This window comes from Nostoc sp. UIC 10890 (genome assembly GCF_054786515.1).
Map to the genome: position 1 here is coordinate 959,890 of NZ_JBSGKF010000001.1, position 17,192 is coordinate 977,081.

The window sequence follows — 17,192 nt, forward strand, 5'->3', positions numbered from 1 at the left end:
CTATAGAGATTTTTTAGGAAAGTGCAAAATTTTAAATCAAGTAAGGTGTGTGATGGCCGACAGTACGGCACTACCTCAGATTTTAGATGTCTTACGGAAATTCATCACTAACACAACGGCAGTTATGATGCTTTTTGATGCGTCTGCTTCTCTACGAGATGCTGCGCTAAGGGTGGTACTCTTTTCGGAAAAACCGCAGAGTAGCCACCGCTGATTCTGCCTTCCCTACAAAACTTGCTCTTTATTAAATCCACATTTCTTAGTTAAGCGTTAAGCGCTTCCTCTTGATGGGTTTCGATTACACAATCAGAAAGGGGCTTGGCCACGCAGGTGAGAACCCATCCTGCGTCAATTTGATCGTTGTCTAAGAAGTTCTGATCATCTTGGTCAATTTCACCTGAAATCAGCTTTCCGGTGCAGGTAGAACAAGAACCAGCGTTACAGGAATAGGGCAAGTCTAGCTCATATTCCTCGTTAGCGATCTCTAGAATGTATTCATCTTCAGGGACTTCAATTACTTTTTCGCCGTCTGGGGTACGTAATGTAACTTTGTAAGTTGCCATGTAAAAAATCCTAACTCAATATAAACTCCATTTTTGATACTACGGGTTTATGTGCTGCTAGTCTAGAGTTGATTATGGTTAACTGTTTTAGATTCTCAAACGGTTAGTGGGTCTAGTTTATATATATCAAAAGCTCCACATCAAAATCACAGAGGAAAAAATGCTGTGTAGGCGTAGCCCGTCGTAGACATCGCTTCAGCAAATCCCTCAAATGAACTATAATCCCTAGACACGATAGAGACATTCATACCCAACTTTCGCGCATTAGCAGTTGTATAAGGGCCAAAACATGCAATAATGCAACTTTCATAATCGCTTGGCGAATTGACCATTGTCAAAAAGCTTTCTACTTCCGCTGTGCTACTAAAGGCAATTACATCAATAATTCCTTGACGTATCAGGTTTAATTCAATACCGTAGATACTTTTGTCTAAACCCTGCGTGATATAGGTAGGCACACGAGTTACTTCTATACCCAATTTCTGCAAATCCGTAATTAAATTGGGTACAACATCAGGTTCAGGCAAACCAACCACTTCTGGAGCAGGTATCAGCACTTTTTTATCTTGAATTTGCGGAAGTTTTGCTAATTCAGCCACAATTCCGGCTGGGCTAGATTCTGCTGGAATTAAATCCACCTTGCCACAAAAAGACAATAAGCTTTCTGCATCTTTTCCTAAAGCACATAAGTGACATTTTTGCACCACAGAGATGGGAATATCTAAATCATTCATGCGGTGAAAAAATGCAGCGATCCCATTTCTACTGGTGAAGACAATCCAATCAAATTCGTCTATGTGATCTAAAGCAGCATCTAACTCAGTGTAGTTTGATAAATAGCAGGTTTCGATAGTAGGCATGAAAACAGGTAAACCACCTTTCTTGATGATTTGTTCAGACAACCTATAAGCATAATTTCTCGGCGCTGTTACTAAAATTCTCTTCCCATATAGAGGTAACTCTCTAGATGGAGTCAGCAGGTTAATTTCTCTTGATTGGGTGTGCATTTGTTTACCGGAACAGAATTCATGGGTCAGGAGTCAGAATGGGCTAAACCTTAGCTATCCGCTAACAGAATGAATTTTGTACGAGTGGTGGATAGCGCAGCGTTAGCAAGTCCACGATAGCGTAGCATTAGCTCATCCTGGAGCGTCTTGATTCTGACCGGAGCTAACGGAAACGTCTCCGGCTCCGCTCCTGAATTCTGACTCCTGAATTCTTTTTAATAAATCAAATGATGACATACAGCCTCTAATGAGGTCATGGTGTACATATTACATTTGATTCATTACTTGTATGAACATTTTAATGCTATCTTCCACCTTTCCCTACCCACCAACGCGCGGGGGAACCCAAGTCAGGACATTTAATTTACTTAAGTACTTGAGTCAAAACCATAATGTTACCCTCGCGACTCAACGGGAGGGGGATGTTACAGACGCAGAAGTAGCAGGACTACGCGATTGTGTGGATCATCTAGCCATTTTTGAACGTCCGCCAGATTCTCAAACCACCGGAATATTCCAGAAAATACAACGATTTGGTAGATTTTTGCAACAGGGAACACCACCAAGCGTACTCAATCGTTACTCAGCTGAGATGCAAACCTGGGTTGATAACTGGGTGGAAGCGGGGAAATGTGATGTGATTACCTGCGAACATAGCGTCAATGAAATTTATGTGCAGCCACATTTTCAGAAACAGCTAAAAACCATAGTTAATGTTCATAGTTCTGTTTACGCTACCTGTCGTAACCAACTAGCAACCGGCATTTCGGAAAATTCCCTCCGAGACAAAATTAATCTGCCACTTTTGCGTCGTTATGAGCAAAACTACTGTGCTAAATTTTCGGCAATTGTCGCGACAACAGAAGAAGATAAAATTCAACTACAAGAATTTAACCCCAATAGTGAGATTACAGTTATTCCCAATGGCGTAGATTTAGTTTCTTTCCCCAAGCGCACCACAGATCCCGGAGGACATCGCTTAATTTTTATCGGTGCAATGGATAATTTAGCAAACATTGATGCTGTCTGCTTTTTCAGCAACGAAGTCTTACCAGAAATCCAAAAATTGTATCCTGATACAACTTTCGATATTGTCGGTTCTCATCCGGTGCCAGAAGTTTTAGCACTTAATAAAAAGCCAGGGATTAATGTGCTTGGGCGTGTACCTTCAATGGCAGAATATTTACATCAAGCCACCATCTGCGTTGTCCCGATGCGGACTGGCTTTGGCATTAAAAATAAAACTTTAGAGGCAATGGCAGCTGGTATACCTGTAGTAGCTAGCGATCGCGGTTTAGAAGGATTAGCCGTAGATGCTGCTAGTCATATATTACGAGCATTACGAGCAAATAAACCAGCAGAGTACATCACCGCTATTAGTCAACTCTTTGATCGCCCACATCTGCGTTCAGAATTGTCTCACAACGGCAGACAACTGGTAGAAACAGAATTCACTTGGGATATTGCAGGTAAAAGCTATGAACAAGTTTGTCTTGGGAGAGAGTAATACTAATTCGTAATTAGCACATACATAAAAATCCTTGGTCTAACAAATACCCACCACTAACTTTAGATAAATTCTAATTGTTCTATAGCAATCCTAAATCATTCGTGAAAAATTAGATCCCCGACTTCTCGAAGAAGTCGGGGATCTGGACATCGCGCATTTTCACAACTCATTTAGGATTGTTCTATCTTATCGATGTGGGACAAATATCTGTAGAGACGTTGCAATGCAACGTCTCTACATCTGTCGTGCAAATTATCTTATCTAAATCGTATTGGTTGTTAGTTAGTCGGTGAATAAGCACGTCAATTATTGTCAAACTTAGTCGAATAACCTAACACAAGTAATTTCTGCTGCTTACACTTCTTCTTGTTCTTGAGAGTAATCAAATAATTATCAACGTAGCGAAAAGCCGCTGCACCGTCGTAATCAGCAATGGCTATAGCTTGCAAGAAAACCTTTGAGGGAATTTCAAACCCTAAAAATTTTTCTGTTAAAATTAATAAATCTTCATCTGTGGCAGGAAAAGTAGTTTCTTCTGTCCCTTCCGAATCATAAAATATATCTTCAATTAATGTTTTATACACTTTGTACCTCCCCAAAAGCATAAGATGCAAAGCCTGTGATAAAGTTTAGCTGCTGATCGCGAGTTTGTAAGTTAACTGGGAGTTCAGTACCAGGACATCCTATCTCCCGTAAAATCTCTAAACAATAAGTACTGAGTTGAGTGTATGGAGCCTGCTCCAATTCTTGAGCTACTTCTAGAGCCATCTCCAGATTGACTTGGATAACCGTCTTTACAGGGTTGGTCATAAACACGCCCTCATAAACTGGATGCTCTCAGTTTTGATCACAAGGACAAATAGCGTAACGGTGTTTTTGCGGAATTTATGAAGAAGGGAAATTAAAATATCAGCGCATTTGCGGTAATGTATCGGAAGTTATGCAAACTAGGCTGAAAGCTAGGTAATTTTGATCTAAGTGCGAACCTTACCTTAATACGTATAATTATGTAAAAATAGTAATAAATCTTACTACAGCCTTATAAATATTGCTGTGCCCTTACAGCATGGTCTATTCAATACTTTTTAGTTAAAGGGGAAAGGGTTTAAATTTACCTTTACCCGCAAGCCCATTAACCTTTCCCCAGACGAAAAGAGAGATTCTTGGGTTTATCCGAAAAGTATTGATGGTCTATTTACTATTAATGAATACTTTAAAAAAGCAAAACAACCTATTCTCTTTACTTAAAATCACAATGAATTTGTAGTGTATAAGTCTTATATTTCATTGTTTTATAAAATTTATGGCACAGAATACCCGTATTTTTAGTTTCTTTAACAAATTTCAATAATTTATTTTAGTAAACAAGACCATTTTTCTCTGGTCAGATATATAAAAGACCATTACTTATGTTGAAGTATATTTCATCATAAATTCATAATTCCAGTGAATGTAACATGCGAGTATTACATTGCTCAGGCAAACTTGATCTGCAAGACTATAAAGGTTATATATTATGTCCATTATTGTTGGTACTCCTAACAATGACTTTTTGGTGGGTACTAGTAGTGACGATCAAATTTCTGGTCGTGGAGGCGATGACAATATCTCTGGTGGTCTTGGAAATGACCTCATTGATGGTGGTGATGGTAATGATACGTTGGCTGGGAATGGCGGTAATGACACATTTAAGGGCAGTCGAGGTGACGACAGCATCAATGGCGCAGATGGTGAGGATACCGCAGACTACGGTAGCTTAGGTAGACGTGTCACCTTGTCAGGTGTAGGGACTGTTGAAAAAGCTGGCGGTTTCGGAAAAGACCAACTCTTTCAAGTAGAAAAAGTAATTGCAGATGTCACTGTTGCCAACAACACTATAGATGCATCTCAATCTTTGTCTGGAGTACCTGCCGATGCTGACCTACAAGCCCAAACTATCTCTGCCCTCAATGTTCCTGGCTTAGGAACATTAACATTTAACGTAGTCAACTTTGATAATGTCATCGGCACAATTAACAATGACACCCTGAAGGGCGATAGCCAAAATAACCAATTAACAGGTCTTGCTGGTAATGACCTGATTGATGGTAGAGGTGGTAATGACAGTATTGATGGTGGACTGGGCAATGACACATTGTTCGGTGGTGCAGGTGATGACACCTTTAAAGGTGGTCAAGGTGACGACAGCATTGATGGTGGAGATGGTACGGATACCGCAGACTACAGCAAATTAGGTAAAACCATTACTCTCTCAGGAGTAGGAACAGTTACTAAAGCTGATGGTCTCGGAAAAGACCAACTTTTTCAAGTAGAAAAGGTAATTGCTGATGCTAGCGTTGCCAACAACACTATAGATGCTTCCGCATCTTTAGCTGGTGTAGCTGCCAATGCTGACCTACAAGCCCAAACTATCTCTGCCCTTAACGTTCCTGGTTTGGGAACATTAACATTTAATGTAGTCAACTTTGATAATGTCATCGGCACAATTAACAATGACACCCTGAAGGGCGACGGACAAAAGAACCAATTAACTGGTCTAACTGGTAATGACCTGATTGATGGTAGAGGTGGCGACGACCTAATTGACGGTGGACAAGGACGTGACACTTTGTTAGGTGGTGCAGGTAATGACATCATTAAGGGTAGTCAGGGTAACGACAGCATTAATGGTGGAGTTGGTACGGATACCGTAGACTACAGCAAGCTGGGTCAAACCATTACTCTCTCAGAAGTAGGGACAGTTAAAAAAGCTGGCGGATTGGGTCAAGACACTCTATCTCAAGTAGAAAAGATTATTGCTGATGCTAGTGTTGCTAACAACACCATAGATGCTTCCGCATCTTTAGCTGGTGTATCGATCACGGTTAATCTACAAAGCCAAACTTTGACAGCCAATAACGTTCCTGGTCTGGGGACATTGCCATTTACTGTAGTCAACTTTGATGATGTCATCGGTACAAATGAAAGTGACTTCATTGCTGGTGATAGCCAAAGTAATAAATTAACTGGTCTTGCTGGTAATGACACATTTAAGGGCAGTCGAGGTAACGACAGCATCAATGGTGGAAAGGGCTTTGATACTGTAGACTACAGCAGCTTAGGTAGACGTATCACCTTGTCAGGTGTAGGGACAGTTGAAAAAGCTGGTGGTTTTGGAACAGACACAGTTTTTCAAGTAGAAAGGGTGATTGCTGATGCCAGTGTTGCCAACAACACTATAGATGCATCTCAATCTTTACTTGGAGTACCTGCCGATGCTGACCTACAAGCCCAAACTATCTCTGCCCTTAATGTTCCTAATTTAGGAACATTAACATTTAATGTAGTCAACTTTGTCAATGTCATCGGCACAATTAACAATGACACCCTGAAGGGCGATAGCCAAAATAACCAATTAACTGGTCTTGCTGGTGATGACCTGATTGATGGTAGAGGTGGTAATGACAGTATTGATGGTGGACTGGGCAATGACACATTGTTCGGTGGTGCAGGCGATGATACCTTCAAGGGCAGTCGAGGCAATGACAGCATTGATGGTGGAGATGGTACGGATACCGCAGACTACAGCAGACTGGGTAGAGCCATCACCCTATCAGGTGTAGGGACAATTACCAAAGCTGGTGGATTTGGAACAGACCAAGTTTTGAAAGTAGAAACGGTTATTGCTGATGCTAGTGTTGCCAATAACACCATAGATTCCTCCCAATCTCTTGCTGGGGTATCTGTCATCGCTAACCTACAGGAGCAAACTATCTCTGCTCTTAACGTTCCTAGTCTAGGGACAATAACATTTAATGTACTCAACTTTGATAATCTCATTGGTACAAATGCAAGTGACAGCATTACTGGCGATAGCCAAAATAACCGGTTAGAAGGTAAAGATGGTAATGACACTATCTCCGCTGGCTTTGGTAATGACTCCATCATTGGTGGAGAAGGTAATGATGTTCTTAGCGGTGGTTTCGGTGCAGATAAGTTTATCTTCAACAGCCTCAAGGACGGTCTTGACACCATCAAAGATTACAATTTTGGTCAAAGTGACGTAATCCAAGTTTCTAAAACAGGGTTTGGTACTACTAGCCTCAGTGACTTTTCTTACGACAATACTAACGGTAATTTGTCTTTCCAAGGAACTCAGTTCGCCTTCCTTGAAAATCTCTCATCCGATTTGAGTATTCAGTTAGTCTAAAACTATTACTAGTCATAACTCAATGACAACTTAAAGCTTTTTAAATTTGTTATGGAAATACTGACTAGTAATGAATCAATAACAAATTGAGTGTGGTAGATACATAATTACTTGTGTATTAACCAGGCTAAACCTGTGTTGCAAAAATGATGTTAGATTGTCAACTATTAACAGCTAGCTATCAACTAGTTTTTGCAACATAAACATTAAGCATAGTACTTGTTTAATCTTCTTGAAGATTGGCATTACATTGCCTTACTTTAGTGTTTAATTTTTGCATTTTGATGATATTATTTTTTTTAACTAATTCAAAAGTAAGCTCTGTGTCATTGTATGATCAATCAGTTGTTTAAGTTTACTGTCAAATATTTACCAGCAATTACAGCTATAATAACTTTTCTTCCGTTACCAGCTAAAGCAGCTACATTTTTAGTAAATGAGCGTACTGATTTAGCTGGGAATGATGAAGTGGATTGGTTAAGTTTAGGTAAAGTCTTTAATCCTGTATCTCCTGATTTTTCTGCTTTTTTACCTAACTCTTTCTCAACAATATCTCAGGATGGTTTAGGGTTGGATATAAATATAGCTCCAACTAATAATCCTCAGATTACTCCACCGTTTGTCTTTCAAACTTTACCTCCTCCTGGTATTCGGACTAACTTCGCCCAAGGAGATTTTATTCTTTTCGGAGGTATAGATCCAACAGGTTTTATCCCTCTTCCTCCTGGTACTCCTGATCCTGGTACTTTGGGGAACGGTGGGCCTTTTAGCATTAGTTTTGACCAGCCTGTTTTTGGTGCTGGTACTCAGATAGCTGTAGACGTTAGTAATTTGGAAGTTGAAACTTTTATTAACGCTTTTGATAATGCCAATAATCTGTTGGGTAGTTTCTCTGTTCTGAGTACTTCGTCGCTAGCATTAGATAATTCAGCAGTGTTCTTGGGGATTCGTAGTGACACTCCAAACATCTCACGAATTGTTTTTAGTAGTTCTGCTCCACAATACGGCTTGGCCATTAATCAGTTAAGTATTATTGCAATTCCCGAACCGACTTATACCTGGGCTGTATTAGCTTTTGGTGTTTCAAGTGCTTTTTTAAAAAGACGCCGACGCCTTGGCACTTCCACAATGTCTAAATAGCTTTTATTTCATAAGTTAGAGATTTCATAAATATAGGAGTCTGATTTGATTGTTGAAAATATGCTAAGACTAAAAATCCGATTTTATCAAGGTTTTATCTAAAATATTGTTCAACAAGCAGAGATGATTCCTATACTCAAACTTATATATATAAGCACGTAAGTTCCATATACTTTTTATGTTTAGCGAGATTAAAGTCAATGTCATACAAAGAATTAGAACACATCATAGACACTAAAATACAAAAAGCTATACGGAAGCACGAGACTATAGTTGCTTTCATTAGTAGTATTATTGGGTTGATTTTTATAGTGGGTTTGTTCCACGCTATTTTACTAAACCACGCTCAAATTCACACATTTTGCTTGAACTGATTATATTTCATTCAATGGATATTGACACTCAAGCATTCCCTGATGTCTACAAAACTAATCCAAGTGACGCATATTTTTTATAAAAGTGAATTGTACCTATGGAGAGTAAAAATAATAGCAGGGCTATATTCGTCTTATTTTTGACTGTATTTATAGACTTGCTCGGCTTCGGAATTATCCTGCCGATACTGCCTTTGTATGCTGAACAATTCGGCGCACAACCTAATGAAGCGACTCTACTTGTAGCTATTTATTCTTTAATGCAGTTCTTATTTGCACCATTATGGGGCAGATTTAGCGATCGCTACGGTCGTCGTCCGATTCTATTACTCACTTTATTTGGTTCTGTAATAGCATACGCAGGGTTAGGTTTTGCCAACTCATTATGGATTTTGTTTATTGCTCGTAGTTTGGCGGGGATTATGGCAGGGAATATCTCTACTGCTCAGGCGTACATCGCAGATATTACCACGCCAGTTAATCGCGCTCGTGGCATGGGCATAATCGGAGCAGCTTTTGGTCTTGGCTTCATTCTCGGCCCAGCAATCGGAGGTCTTCTGATCGGGTCAGATCCAGACAACGCTAACTTTCATCTACCGTCGTTGTTTGCAGCCGGATTATCTTTATTGGCATTGCTTTGTGCTTTGGTATTACTTCCAGAATCCCTAAATTCTGAAACTAGAGCCAAAATGCAAGCTCATCGCTACCGTCAACGACGGCTGAACTTGCTACAACTGTTGCAGCGTCCACAGTTTTGTATGCTTGTTGGCATCTACTTTTTAGTTACCTTTGCTGTTGCAGCTATGGACTCTACATTGGCTTTGTGGTCTAAGCAACAATTAAACTGGGGCCCTCAACAAACTAGTTATCTTTTTGCCTTCATGGGGATTGTCAGCACAATCATTCAAGGAGGACTCCTCGGATTTCTCAAGAAACAATTGGGTGAAATAAAGTTACTTACCTGGGGGATAGTAGGGTTAGGTTTAGGATTACTACTAATTGGATTAATTAGATTCTCACAAAGCTTAATTTTATTGTTGGTCGCCACCTCCCTTGTGGCATGGGGAATTAGTGTCAGCCAACCAATATTAAACAGTCTGATTTCCCAGATGACAGCCCCAGAAGAACAAGGGCAAATATTAGGAATTGCCAGTTCTTGCTCTGCTTTGGCACGCATCGGTGGGCCAATATGGGCAGGGGTTGGTTTTATGAAATTTGGAAGTTCTGCTCCTTTTTTGAGTGGGTTTTTAGTAATGCTAGTAGCTTTGACTCTTAGTTTGCGAGTTACTAAAAACGTATCTGAATCAAACACAGAACGTATCGCCTGACAATAGACCTCTTGCAAAAGTGCTTTTTGCAAGAGAGGGGAAAAGGGTAAAGGTTAAAGGGTAAAGGGAAAATAACAAACCTTTCCCCCTTTCCCCTTCCCCTTTTCCCGACTTTTGCAAGAAGTCTAATCTAGGTCTTAGAGGATCTCTTAAAAGTTATGGCTGATGTATCCAAAACTTTAGATCCTCCTAAATCCTCCTTAAAAAGGAGGACTTTGAGAAGGTTATTCTCTCTTTTTATTAAAAATTACGAATTACGAATTAATATGACAGGCCGCCGAGTATTATTGTTAGGCATCTTTGTAAGCATCCTCCTTACCTACGCAATTTGGATTGGTGGGAGCATTCCTGCAAGCATCATCAAACTTCCTGATCAAGGATTAAACTGGTACTACTGGAAGCTTCCCCAACCAACGTTTTGGAGTCGAGCAACGGCTTGGGGTATGTACCTTGGGCATCAGTTTAGCATTTGGGCGTGTATCTTGTGGGCGCAGCGATCGCAGTTGAAATATAAATCAGCGTTGCACCCGATTAACTACCTCATGCTGGCCATTAATGGTGCATTCATTGCATTACACTTTCTCCAAACTTATATCTGGTACGATGCTCTCGCTCAAGATACTTCAATTTGGGCTTCTCAAGGTGCGGTTGTACTTCTACTGGTGTTCGTACTGATTTTGGAAACGCCTCGACGCGGTTTGTTTTTTGGCAATTCTGTTCCATTCCATCAACAGTTTTTGCAAATTATCAAACTGTACCACGGCTATTTTTTCTCCTTCGCCGCTATCTATACCTTCTGGTATCATCCAATGGAAGCGACTTCGGGGCACTTAATTGGTTTTCTTTATATGTTCTTGCTTCTGCTCCAATCCTCGTTGATATTTAACCGTACCCATGTAAATCGTTGGTGGACATTCACTTTGGAAATTACGGTGCTTTTACATAGTGTCATTGTGTCATGGATGCTAGGACAAACCAAGTGGCCAACATTTCTCTTTGGTTTTCTCGGCATTATGGTGCTTACTCAGCTTCACGGTTTACCTCTGGGTATCTGGACTAAACGTACTATCTACGGAACCTTTCTAGTGAGTGTACTGGCCGTTTATGCACTGACAGAACGCGGTTTGGGTAGAATTTACGAAATAACTTATATCCCTCTGATTGAGTTTGGACTTGTGGGCGTAATTTACTTAATTTTCCTGCTCATCTTATGGACAATTTCTCGTGTATCTATCAAGACGTAATATGATAGCCGTTAAAATACTCATAAGTTTGTAGTCAAGACTGTAGTCCTTTCTCCAAGAAGCTACGCAAACAAAATCAGGACTGAAGTCCTGACTACAAACATTTTTGGAGGAAAGTTTATTAGCCTGACATACTATAAATAAATATTAAAAAACAACTATTTTACTCACCACCACTAATGTTTTTTTGTTGTTGATAACGCAGTTTAAACTGGTTTTGTTGGATTTTATGATCCACAATTGGGTCGGGATAGCCAACAGCATGACGTTCTAAAGGTGGAATTTTACCAGTAACTAAATATTCGGTATCTACAGACCGCAATTCTGATACCCATTGCCGAATATATTCTCCCTCTGGATCAAATTTTTGTGTTTGACTAGCTGGGTTAAAAATCCGCACAGGTTTAGGGTCCATACCGCTAGAAGCACTCCATTGCCAACCGCCATTATTAGCAGATAAATCACCATCAATCAGCTTTTGCATAAAGTATTTTTCTCCCAATTGGGGATTAATTAGCAAGTCTTTGGTGAGGAAACTGGCGACAATCATTCGACAACGGTTGTGCATCCAGCCGCTTTCGTTTAACTGACGCATTGCTGCATCCACAATTGGGTAGCCAGTTCTTCCTTCACACCAAGCTTGGAAATGTTCTTCGTTTGTTTCCCAAGGAAAGTTTTTAAAGGTTTCACGGAAAGCACCATCAGCTAATTCGGGGAAGTTATACATTGCATGTTGATAAAACTCCCGCCAAGCTAATTCTTGTTGCCATGTGCGAATATTAACTGCTGTTTCTTCGCTGCGGCTGTTTTCTAGTGCTTCTATGGTGGCTTGCCAAACGGTGCGAATGCCAATTACCCCAAATTTCAAAGCTGCACTTAGTTGCGATGTTCCGTCCACTGCGGGGAAATTTCGCTGTTCTTGGTATTCAGTAATAGCTTTATTAGTAAATTCTTCTAATCGTTCTTGCGCGGCTGCCTCTCCCGGTGCAATAATCAATTCTTCATCCCAAATAAATCCTAAATCTTTCGCTGAAGGTAATGCGATCGCTCCTGCAAGTTTTGCAATTTTCTGTTCAGCTTCCGTTAACCCTTCAACATTTTGCAGTGTTTCTACTGGTTGAGCCTTCGGTTTGGTAATCCAATTTTTCCAGAAGGGGGTGTAAACGGTGTAAGGGCTATTACCACCAGTGCGGATTTCATCTGGGGAGTTGAGGATTTGATCCCAGTTTTGGTTAAGAAACTCAATACCTTTTTCTTTGAGGGCATTTATGACGGTGCGATCGCGTTCTTGTGAATAAGGTTCTACATCCCAATTCCAAAAAACAGCTTTAGCTGTTAAAGCCTCTGCTAAAGCTGGTATCGCTTGTACAGGATTGGCATGGAGGATTAATAACTCACTGCCAGCTTTAGCATATCGCTCTTGGAGTTTCTGCAAGCAGCCAATCATATAAGTTACTCTCACAGGAGCAATATCATCCCGTTCTAAAATATGCGGATCAAGGCAAAACACGCCCACCACCTTTGGACTCCGCCGTTTTGCCGCAGCCAGTCCCGTATTGTCAGAAATGCGTAAATCGCGCCGATGCCAAAACAGAATTAAGTCAGACATTCCATGCTATATATAGTTCACCCGTACTAGCTTAGATGCTAGTGGTACCAATGAACATCATTCTGGCGATAAATTTATTCTGTGAATGGGCATTTGGCATTGGGCATTGGGCATTGATTATTCCCCATTCCCCATTCCCCGGTTTGTCAGTCGGGAATAGTGGCTTATTAACTCAAAGTTGAGTATACTCTTCTTAACAGTTAATTAGTCTTTTTGGTCATGGCTAACCTACTACTTGACGACGGTACGATTGAGAGCGATTTAGGCGAAATAGCTCGTGAACTTGCGCCTCTTGGCATTCAACTCAGACACTACGACCCAGGAACATCGCTTCTCTTCCCCGATCTGTTAGACCAGGCCGTTTTAACTGAGTCAGAGAAACGTTATTGTGTCGAACTCCATAACAGCGTCTTTGAATTTATTCAGCAAGAAAATGGCGCTCTCTGGTGTGACTTGCTAAACGTGCATCCAGGTTCCTTCAATCTTCACCACCTGATAGCAACCTACGGCCGTTACCATACTCATCCTGCGGCTGAACCCCTCTACGTGTTGGCAGGGGAAATGATTTATGGTTTTGTGCGACCTGATGGTAGCCAGGTACAGCTTTTAGTTCAGGCACAAGACTATCTCTACATTCCCGCCGACGTTGAGCATTGGTGTAGCCCAACTGCATCGTTGAATTTCAAAGGGATACGCTATTTTGCGATCGCTGAAGGTTGGGTTCCCAATTATACAGGTACTCAAGTTAGTGATTCACTCAATAATCGCAAACTGTGATATTTCTTACCGATACTAATACAGTTCATCGCTTCCGTTCAATTCGGATTTGGGAGCAAGACCCCGCTCCTTTGTTAGCATCTGTTGGTCTTCTACCCTTAGCAGTTCTGGCGCGAACAGATTCCCCTGAATCTTTGCTCTCTCAAGTTGCTGCTCAGGTAGATATGATTGAAGAACCTAGCCAGCAAAGAAATATCTCAGCCTGTACTCAGTTGCTTGCAGGGTTAAAATATGACAACAATCTAATCAGCAGCTTATTGCGGGAGGAGCTTATGCAGGAATCTGTGGTCTATCAAAGAATTATTAGACAAGGAATTGAGCAAGGAATTGAGCAGGGGAGAAGAGAAGAGGCGTTGTCAGTAGTCATGCGCCTACTTCCTCGGCGAATTGGTATAGTTGGTCTAGAATTGCGTAGGCAAAGCCCGTCGTAGACATCGCAGATTGAAGCATTATCTCTAACTCAATTAGAGAATTTGAGTGAGGCACTATTAGATTTCTCGACAGCAGCAGATTTGATCGGGTGGTTCAATAAGCTAATCAGCATTTAAGCTGCAACATAGCTGAAATTACCTTTATGTTTTATATTCCGATGCCACCTAATCACTAACTCGCCTTGATTCAACAGCTTATCTAGCAGTGATTTTAATTCATCTACTGATTTAAATAACCGATGAGCAATATATTCTTTACATGAATGCCAGACTAACTCGATAATGTTGTAATCAGGGCTGTAAGCGGGCAAGAACTCTAGAACAAAATTTGGGAATTCTTCAGATATTTTAGCTAGAACATCTTTGCGTTTATGAAAACTAGCATTATCTAAAATTAAAATAATCTTTGGCCCATATTTCGCAAAATCCTCACCAAGGTTTCCTTTGCTTACCCATTCTTGCTTAATTAATTCATTTAATTGTTGTAATTGCTCATAAAAAATATCTGCGTTCCCTTTTTTAACAAAAAAGCATACTCGTTTTCGGTCTAGTTCTCTGATTGCCCCCATTACATTTACTCGACCACAACGCCGTTGACCTGGAACATTCTTGCGTTTTCCTTTTTTACCCCAACCCTTGCGACGAATCACGCGTAAACTAAAACCGCTCTCGTCCCAAAACCATACCTGTAAACGCTCTGGTTGCTCTCGCGCTATTGATAAATATTGAGTAAGTTTCTCTTTAAACTTCGCTCTTTCAATAGGATTTTGTTTATCTTCTAGGTCATATTTAGCCCAGATATAACTATACTTTTTTCTCTTTAATATCCTCCTAACCTGAGAGCTACTTAAATCAATTCCTGTTTCTTTTGTTAAATATGTGGCTAATCTTTCTGCCGTCCATCTGCCGAAGTCGTAGCCTAAATCTGATGGTTCTTGGTCAACAGTTTTTAATAACAGTTCAATATATTCAGGAGTCGCTTTTCGATAATGTTCATACTCTCTTTTATTATGTAGAGTTTCTAGCTCATCTGGATCACCATGCATACACCAATATGCCACTGTTCTGTGCGAACAGCCTAAAAATTTAGCAATTTCATGTTGCGGTTTCCCATCATTCTGTAGCAGAATAATTAAAATTCTTTCCCTGACGTGTGGTTTGTCGCTCTCTTTTAGAGCTTGCTGTAAGGAGCTAACTTGTTCTGGCGTTAAAAAGTTCTTGGCTGGGGGCGGCATCGTCGCTTTTAAACGGCTTCATCTTCTTATTATGCAACTTAAGTGACGATTAGCTTAGTATTAAAGAAAGCTGACTACTTTACTCAACTTCCTCACAGAGAATTAATAGTTTTTCCATCGCCTCTGCTAGAGAAATCAATTCTATCCAAGAGGAACCACTAACTAAATTTTGGGCGTGAGCTAATCGGTTTCGCAACTGTTCAGCAGACTTGAGGAAGCGTTCACCAAACCGCTTGGACTTTAATCCTAGTTGCTGGAGAAGTTCTGGCTGATTTAAAATCAACTCTCGCTTATCACAGAATTGCAGATAATCTAATAAATCGGTAGCTTCGTTTCTTTCTTGGCTCTCTCGCCATAGCCGTTGAGCAACTTCTAAGCGTTCAGGTTTGAGGACTTTTTGCCAAGAATCTTGGGGATAGTAAATCCGCACCAGCCGCAGCAGATTCATTTCTAGTAGCGTTACTAAGCCAAACAGTAACATTCGCGCGGGTGCTTTCTGCAAGTCGCCACAGGTAACAATACCACTCACTTGATTGCAATCTAAGACAAACAATCGCGGAGTTTGTTGCAAAATTGGTAGTAACTTTATAAGTGGGGTGGAAATGGCTATTAGCTCTTTTGGATGAAACACCCGTTGATAGTCGCTACACTTTCCTGCTTTACCTTGAATCAAATTAGAGCGTTCTACATAACCGCTGATAATATCTCCCGTCTCAACGCCGATAACGTCAAAATTCTGTGCCTGCATCCAATGCAGCACTTCTGTCACCTCAGCATCAGCTGGCATAGCTTTTAGCGGTTCTGCTACGTATTCAATAGTGATATTGTTCTCAAATAAACTCCGCAGGTCTTGAGAACGCGATTTTAGGTGTTTCATCCCCCTGCTGTGAACTCACATTAAATCATACTACGGCACTTAGCGATGTCTGCGACGGGCTACGCCTACGCCAGCAGAATTTTCTGCTAGATTATCCTTGCATAGACTTAGACCATCGTAGGCATCGCTATCCAAACAAATACCATAGAGTAATGGTATACCATCTTAGTTGGTAATGTTTAGTGCTGATTTAGACAATTTCAAGTAACAAAATATTTCGCATCTAGAAAAAAATAAATATATATGTAGTTAACTATATGAGATTAGTTAATTAATTTGCGATAAAAATGCCGAAAATCTTGAAAAAAAATGTTATTACTAAAACCACATATAGAATTGATACTTGGTAGAATTTTACCAAGATAACCAAAATTGATAATATTATTATGCCAAGAAAAGAACAAGGATGGGTTACATTTCAAACCTCAGAGGACGAGCGGAAGATTCTAGAGGAGTTCTGCGAACACTCTCAACGCACCAAGACTGAGATTCTGCGGGAACTTGTGCGTAGTCTCACTCAGCACTCCTCAACACCAATATCACCACCAACTCAGCAGGAAAAACAGGAAGATATCTATTACACTCAAAAGCCTGACATAGAAAGTAGTATTCAAAAGAAATCATTAAAAGTTAGCTCTCGCAATATTCTTAAAGGTGTGGTTAAACGAGTTGTTTATGGAGCCGTTAATAGTGAGGTAACTCTGGAGATTATTCATAAAGTAGAATTAACCTCAATTATCACTAGAGCTTCCGCAGAAGAGTTGGAACTATCTGAGGGAAAAGAAGCTTATGCAGTCATTAAGTCTAACGATATTGTCATTGCTAGAGAATAGAAATACTTGATTTTAGGCATTGGCTATTAATTTTTGATTCTGGAGAACTGCGAGAGAAATTGAGTGTATGTAGTT

Annotated in this window: 17 protein-coding genes; 10 read left to right on the plus strand and 7 right to left on the minus strand. The window is 40.4% G+C overall.

Annotated features, from left to right (window positions below; genetic code table 11):
* The first annotated feature begins 52 nt into the window (after window positions 1-52).
* A complete protein-coding gene (locus ACWATR_RS03790; protein WP_460329659.1) occupies window positions 53-214 on the plus strand; it encodes a hypothetical protein in 162 nt (53 codons plus the stop codon).
* 49 nt (window positions 215-263) lie between these two features.
* Here the strand turns inward: ACWATR_RS03790 and ACWATR_RS03795 are convergent, their stop codons facing one another.
* Window positions 264-563, minus strand: a complete 300-nt coding sequence (locus ACWATR_RS03795; RefSeq protein ID WP_181931376.1) for a 2Fe-2S iron-sulfur cluster-binding protein — start codon at window positions 561-563, stop codon at window positions 264-266.
* 146 nt (window positions 564-709) lie between these two features.
* The gene (locus ACWATR_RS03800; protein ID WP_460329661.1) at window positions 710-1,570 is read right to left on the minus strand and encodes a uroporphyrinogen-III synthase; all 861 of its coding nucleotides are present in this window, start codon (window positions 1,568-1,570) and stop codon (window positions 710-712) included.
* 289 nt (window positions 1,571-1,859) lie between these two features.
* On the opposite strand from ACWATR_RS03800, the gene ACWATR_RS03805 reads away from it, so the two are divergent.
* Complete coding sequence (locus tag ACWATR_RS03805; RefSeq protein WP_460329663.1) at window positions 1,860-3,077, plus strand: glycosyltransferase family 4 protein; 1,218 nt, start codon at window positions 1,860-1,862, stop codon at window positions 3,075-3,077.
* A 305-nt stretch (window positions 3,078-3,382) separates the two neighbouring features.
* On the opposite strand, the gene ACWATR_RS03810 is transcribed toward ACWATR_RS03805, so the two are convergent.
* Together ACWATR_RS03810 and ACWATR_RS03815 are read right to left on the minus strand one after the other, a co-directional pair.
* Window positions 3,383-3,664, minus strand: a complete 282-nt coding sequence (locus ACWATR_RS03810; RefSeq protein WP_460329665.1) for a hypothetical protein — start codon at window positions 3,662-3,664, stop codon at window positions 3,383-3,385.
* Complete coding sequence (locus tag ACWATR_RS03815) at window positions 3,657-3,890, minus strand: hypothetical protein (RefSeq protein WP_069072733.1); 234 nt, start codon at window positions 3,888-3,890, stop codon at window positions 3,657-3,659. Before ACWATR_RS03815 ends, ACWATR_RS03810 begins: the two co-directional genes overlap by 8 nt.
* Before the next feature lie 706 nt (window positions 3,891-4,596).
* On the opposite strand from ACWATR_RS03815, the gene ACWATR_RS03820 reads away from it, so the two are divergent.
* From ACWATR_RS03820 to ACWATR_RS03835, 4 genes are all read left to right on the plus strand, one after another.
* Window positions 4,597-7,269, plus strand: a complete 2,673-nt coding sequence (locus ACWATR_RS03820; RefSeq protein WP_460329668.1) for a beta strand repeat-containing protein — start codon at window positions 4,597-4,599, stop codon at window positions 7,267-7,269.
* A gap of 333 nt (window positions 7,270-7,602) precedes the next feature.
* The gene (locus ACWATR_RS03825; protein ID WP_460329670.1) at window positions 7,603-8,409 is read left to right on the plus strand and encodes a hypothetical protein; all 807 of its coding nucleotides are present in this window, start codon (window positions 7,603-7,605) and stop codon (window positions 8,407-8,409) included.
* Window positions 8,410-8,881: 472 nt separating this feature from the next.
* Complete coding sequence (locus tag ACWATR_RS03830; protein WP_460329672.1) at window positions 8,882-10,111, plus strand: MFS transporter; 1,230 nt, start codon at window positions 8,882-8,884, stop codon at window positions 10,109-10,111.
* 266 nt (window positions 10,112-10,377) lie between these two features.
* Window positions 10,378-11,355, plus strand: a complete 978-nt coding sequence (locus ACWATR_RS03835) for a hypothetical protein (protein WP_460329674.1) — start codon at window positions 10,378-10,380, stop codon at window positions 11,353-11,355.
* Window positions 11,356-11,518: 163 nt separating this feature from the next.
* Here the strand turns inward: ACWATR_RS03835 and ACWATR_RS03840 are convergent, their stop codons facing one another.
* Window positions 11,519-12,964 (minus strand): deoxyribodipyrimidine photo-lyase, 8-HDF type, encoded by a 1,446-nt coding sequence (locus ACWATR_RS03840; RefSeq protein ID WP_460329676.1) that lies wholly within the window; start codon window positions 12,962-12,964, stop codon window positions 11,519-11,521.
* A 219-nt stretch (window positions 12,965-13,183) separates the two neighbouring features.
* Here ACWATR_RS03840 and ACWATR_RS03845 point away from each other — a divergent pair, with 219 nt between their 5' ends.
* The 3 genes from ACWATR_RS03845 to ACWATR_RS03855 are packed head-to-tail and all read left to right on the plus strand — an operon-like array spanning window position 13,184 to window position 14,289.
* Window positions 13,184-13,741 carry an acireductone dioxygenase gene (locus tag ACWATR_RS03845; RefSeq protein WP_460329677.1) on the plus strand — a complete coding sequence of 186 codons (558 nt, stop codon included), beginning with the start codon at window positions 13,184-13,186 and terminating at the stop codon, window positions 13,739-13,741.
* Window positions 13,738-14,172 carry an RpnC/YadD family protein gene (locus ACWATR_RS03850; protein WP_460329679.1) on the plus strand — a complete coding sequence of 145 codons (435 nt, stop codon included), beginning with the start codon at window positions 13,738-13,740 and terminating at the stop codon, window positions 14,170-14,172. The genes ACWATR_RS03845 and ACWATR_RS03850 overlap by 4 nt, the downstream gene beginning before the upstream one ends.
* 9 nt (window positions 14,173-14,181) lie before the next feature.
* The gene (locus ACWATR_RS03855; protein WP_460340178.1) at window positions 14,182-14,289 is read left to right on the plus strand and encodes a DUF4351 domain-containing protein; all 108 of its coding nucleotides are present in this window, start codon (window positions 14,182-14,184) and stop codon (window positions 14,287-14,289) included.
* Here ACWATR_RS03855 and ACWATR_RS03860 read toward each other — a convergent pair.
* On the minus strand, window positions 14,286-15,407 hold the full coding sequence (locus ACWATR_RS03860; protein ID WP_460329681.1) for an IS630 family transposase: 1,122 nt from the start codon (window positions 15,405-15,407) through the stop codon (window positions 14,286-14,288). The two genes, ACWATR_RS03855 and ACWATR_RS03860, sit on opposite strands and share 4 nt — an antisense overlap.
* Window positions 15,408-15,486: 79 nt before the next feature.
* Window positions 15,487-16,284 carry a hypothetical protein gene (locus tag ACWATR_RS03865; RefSeq protein WP_460329683.1) on the minus strand — a complete coding sequence of 266 codons (798 nt, stop codon included), beginning with the start codon at window positions 16,282-16,284 and terminating at the stop codon, window positions 15,487-15,489.
* A 386-nt stretch (window positions 16,285-16,670) separates the two neighbouring features.
* Here ACWATR_RS03865 and ACWATR_RS03870 point away from each other — a divergent pair, with 386 nt between their 5' ends.
* Window positions 16,671-17,117 carry a TOBE domain-containing protein gene (locus ACWATR_RS03870; protein WP_069072724.1) on the plus strand — a complete coding sequence of 149 codons (447 nt, stop codon included), beginning with the start codon at window positions 16,671-16,673 and terminating at the stop codon, window positions 17,115-17,117.
* Window positions 17,118-17,192 lie beyond the last annotated feature (75 nt).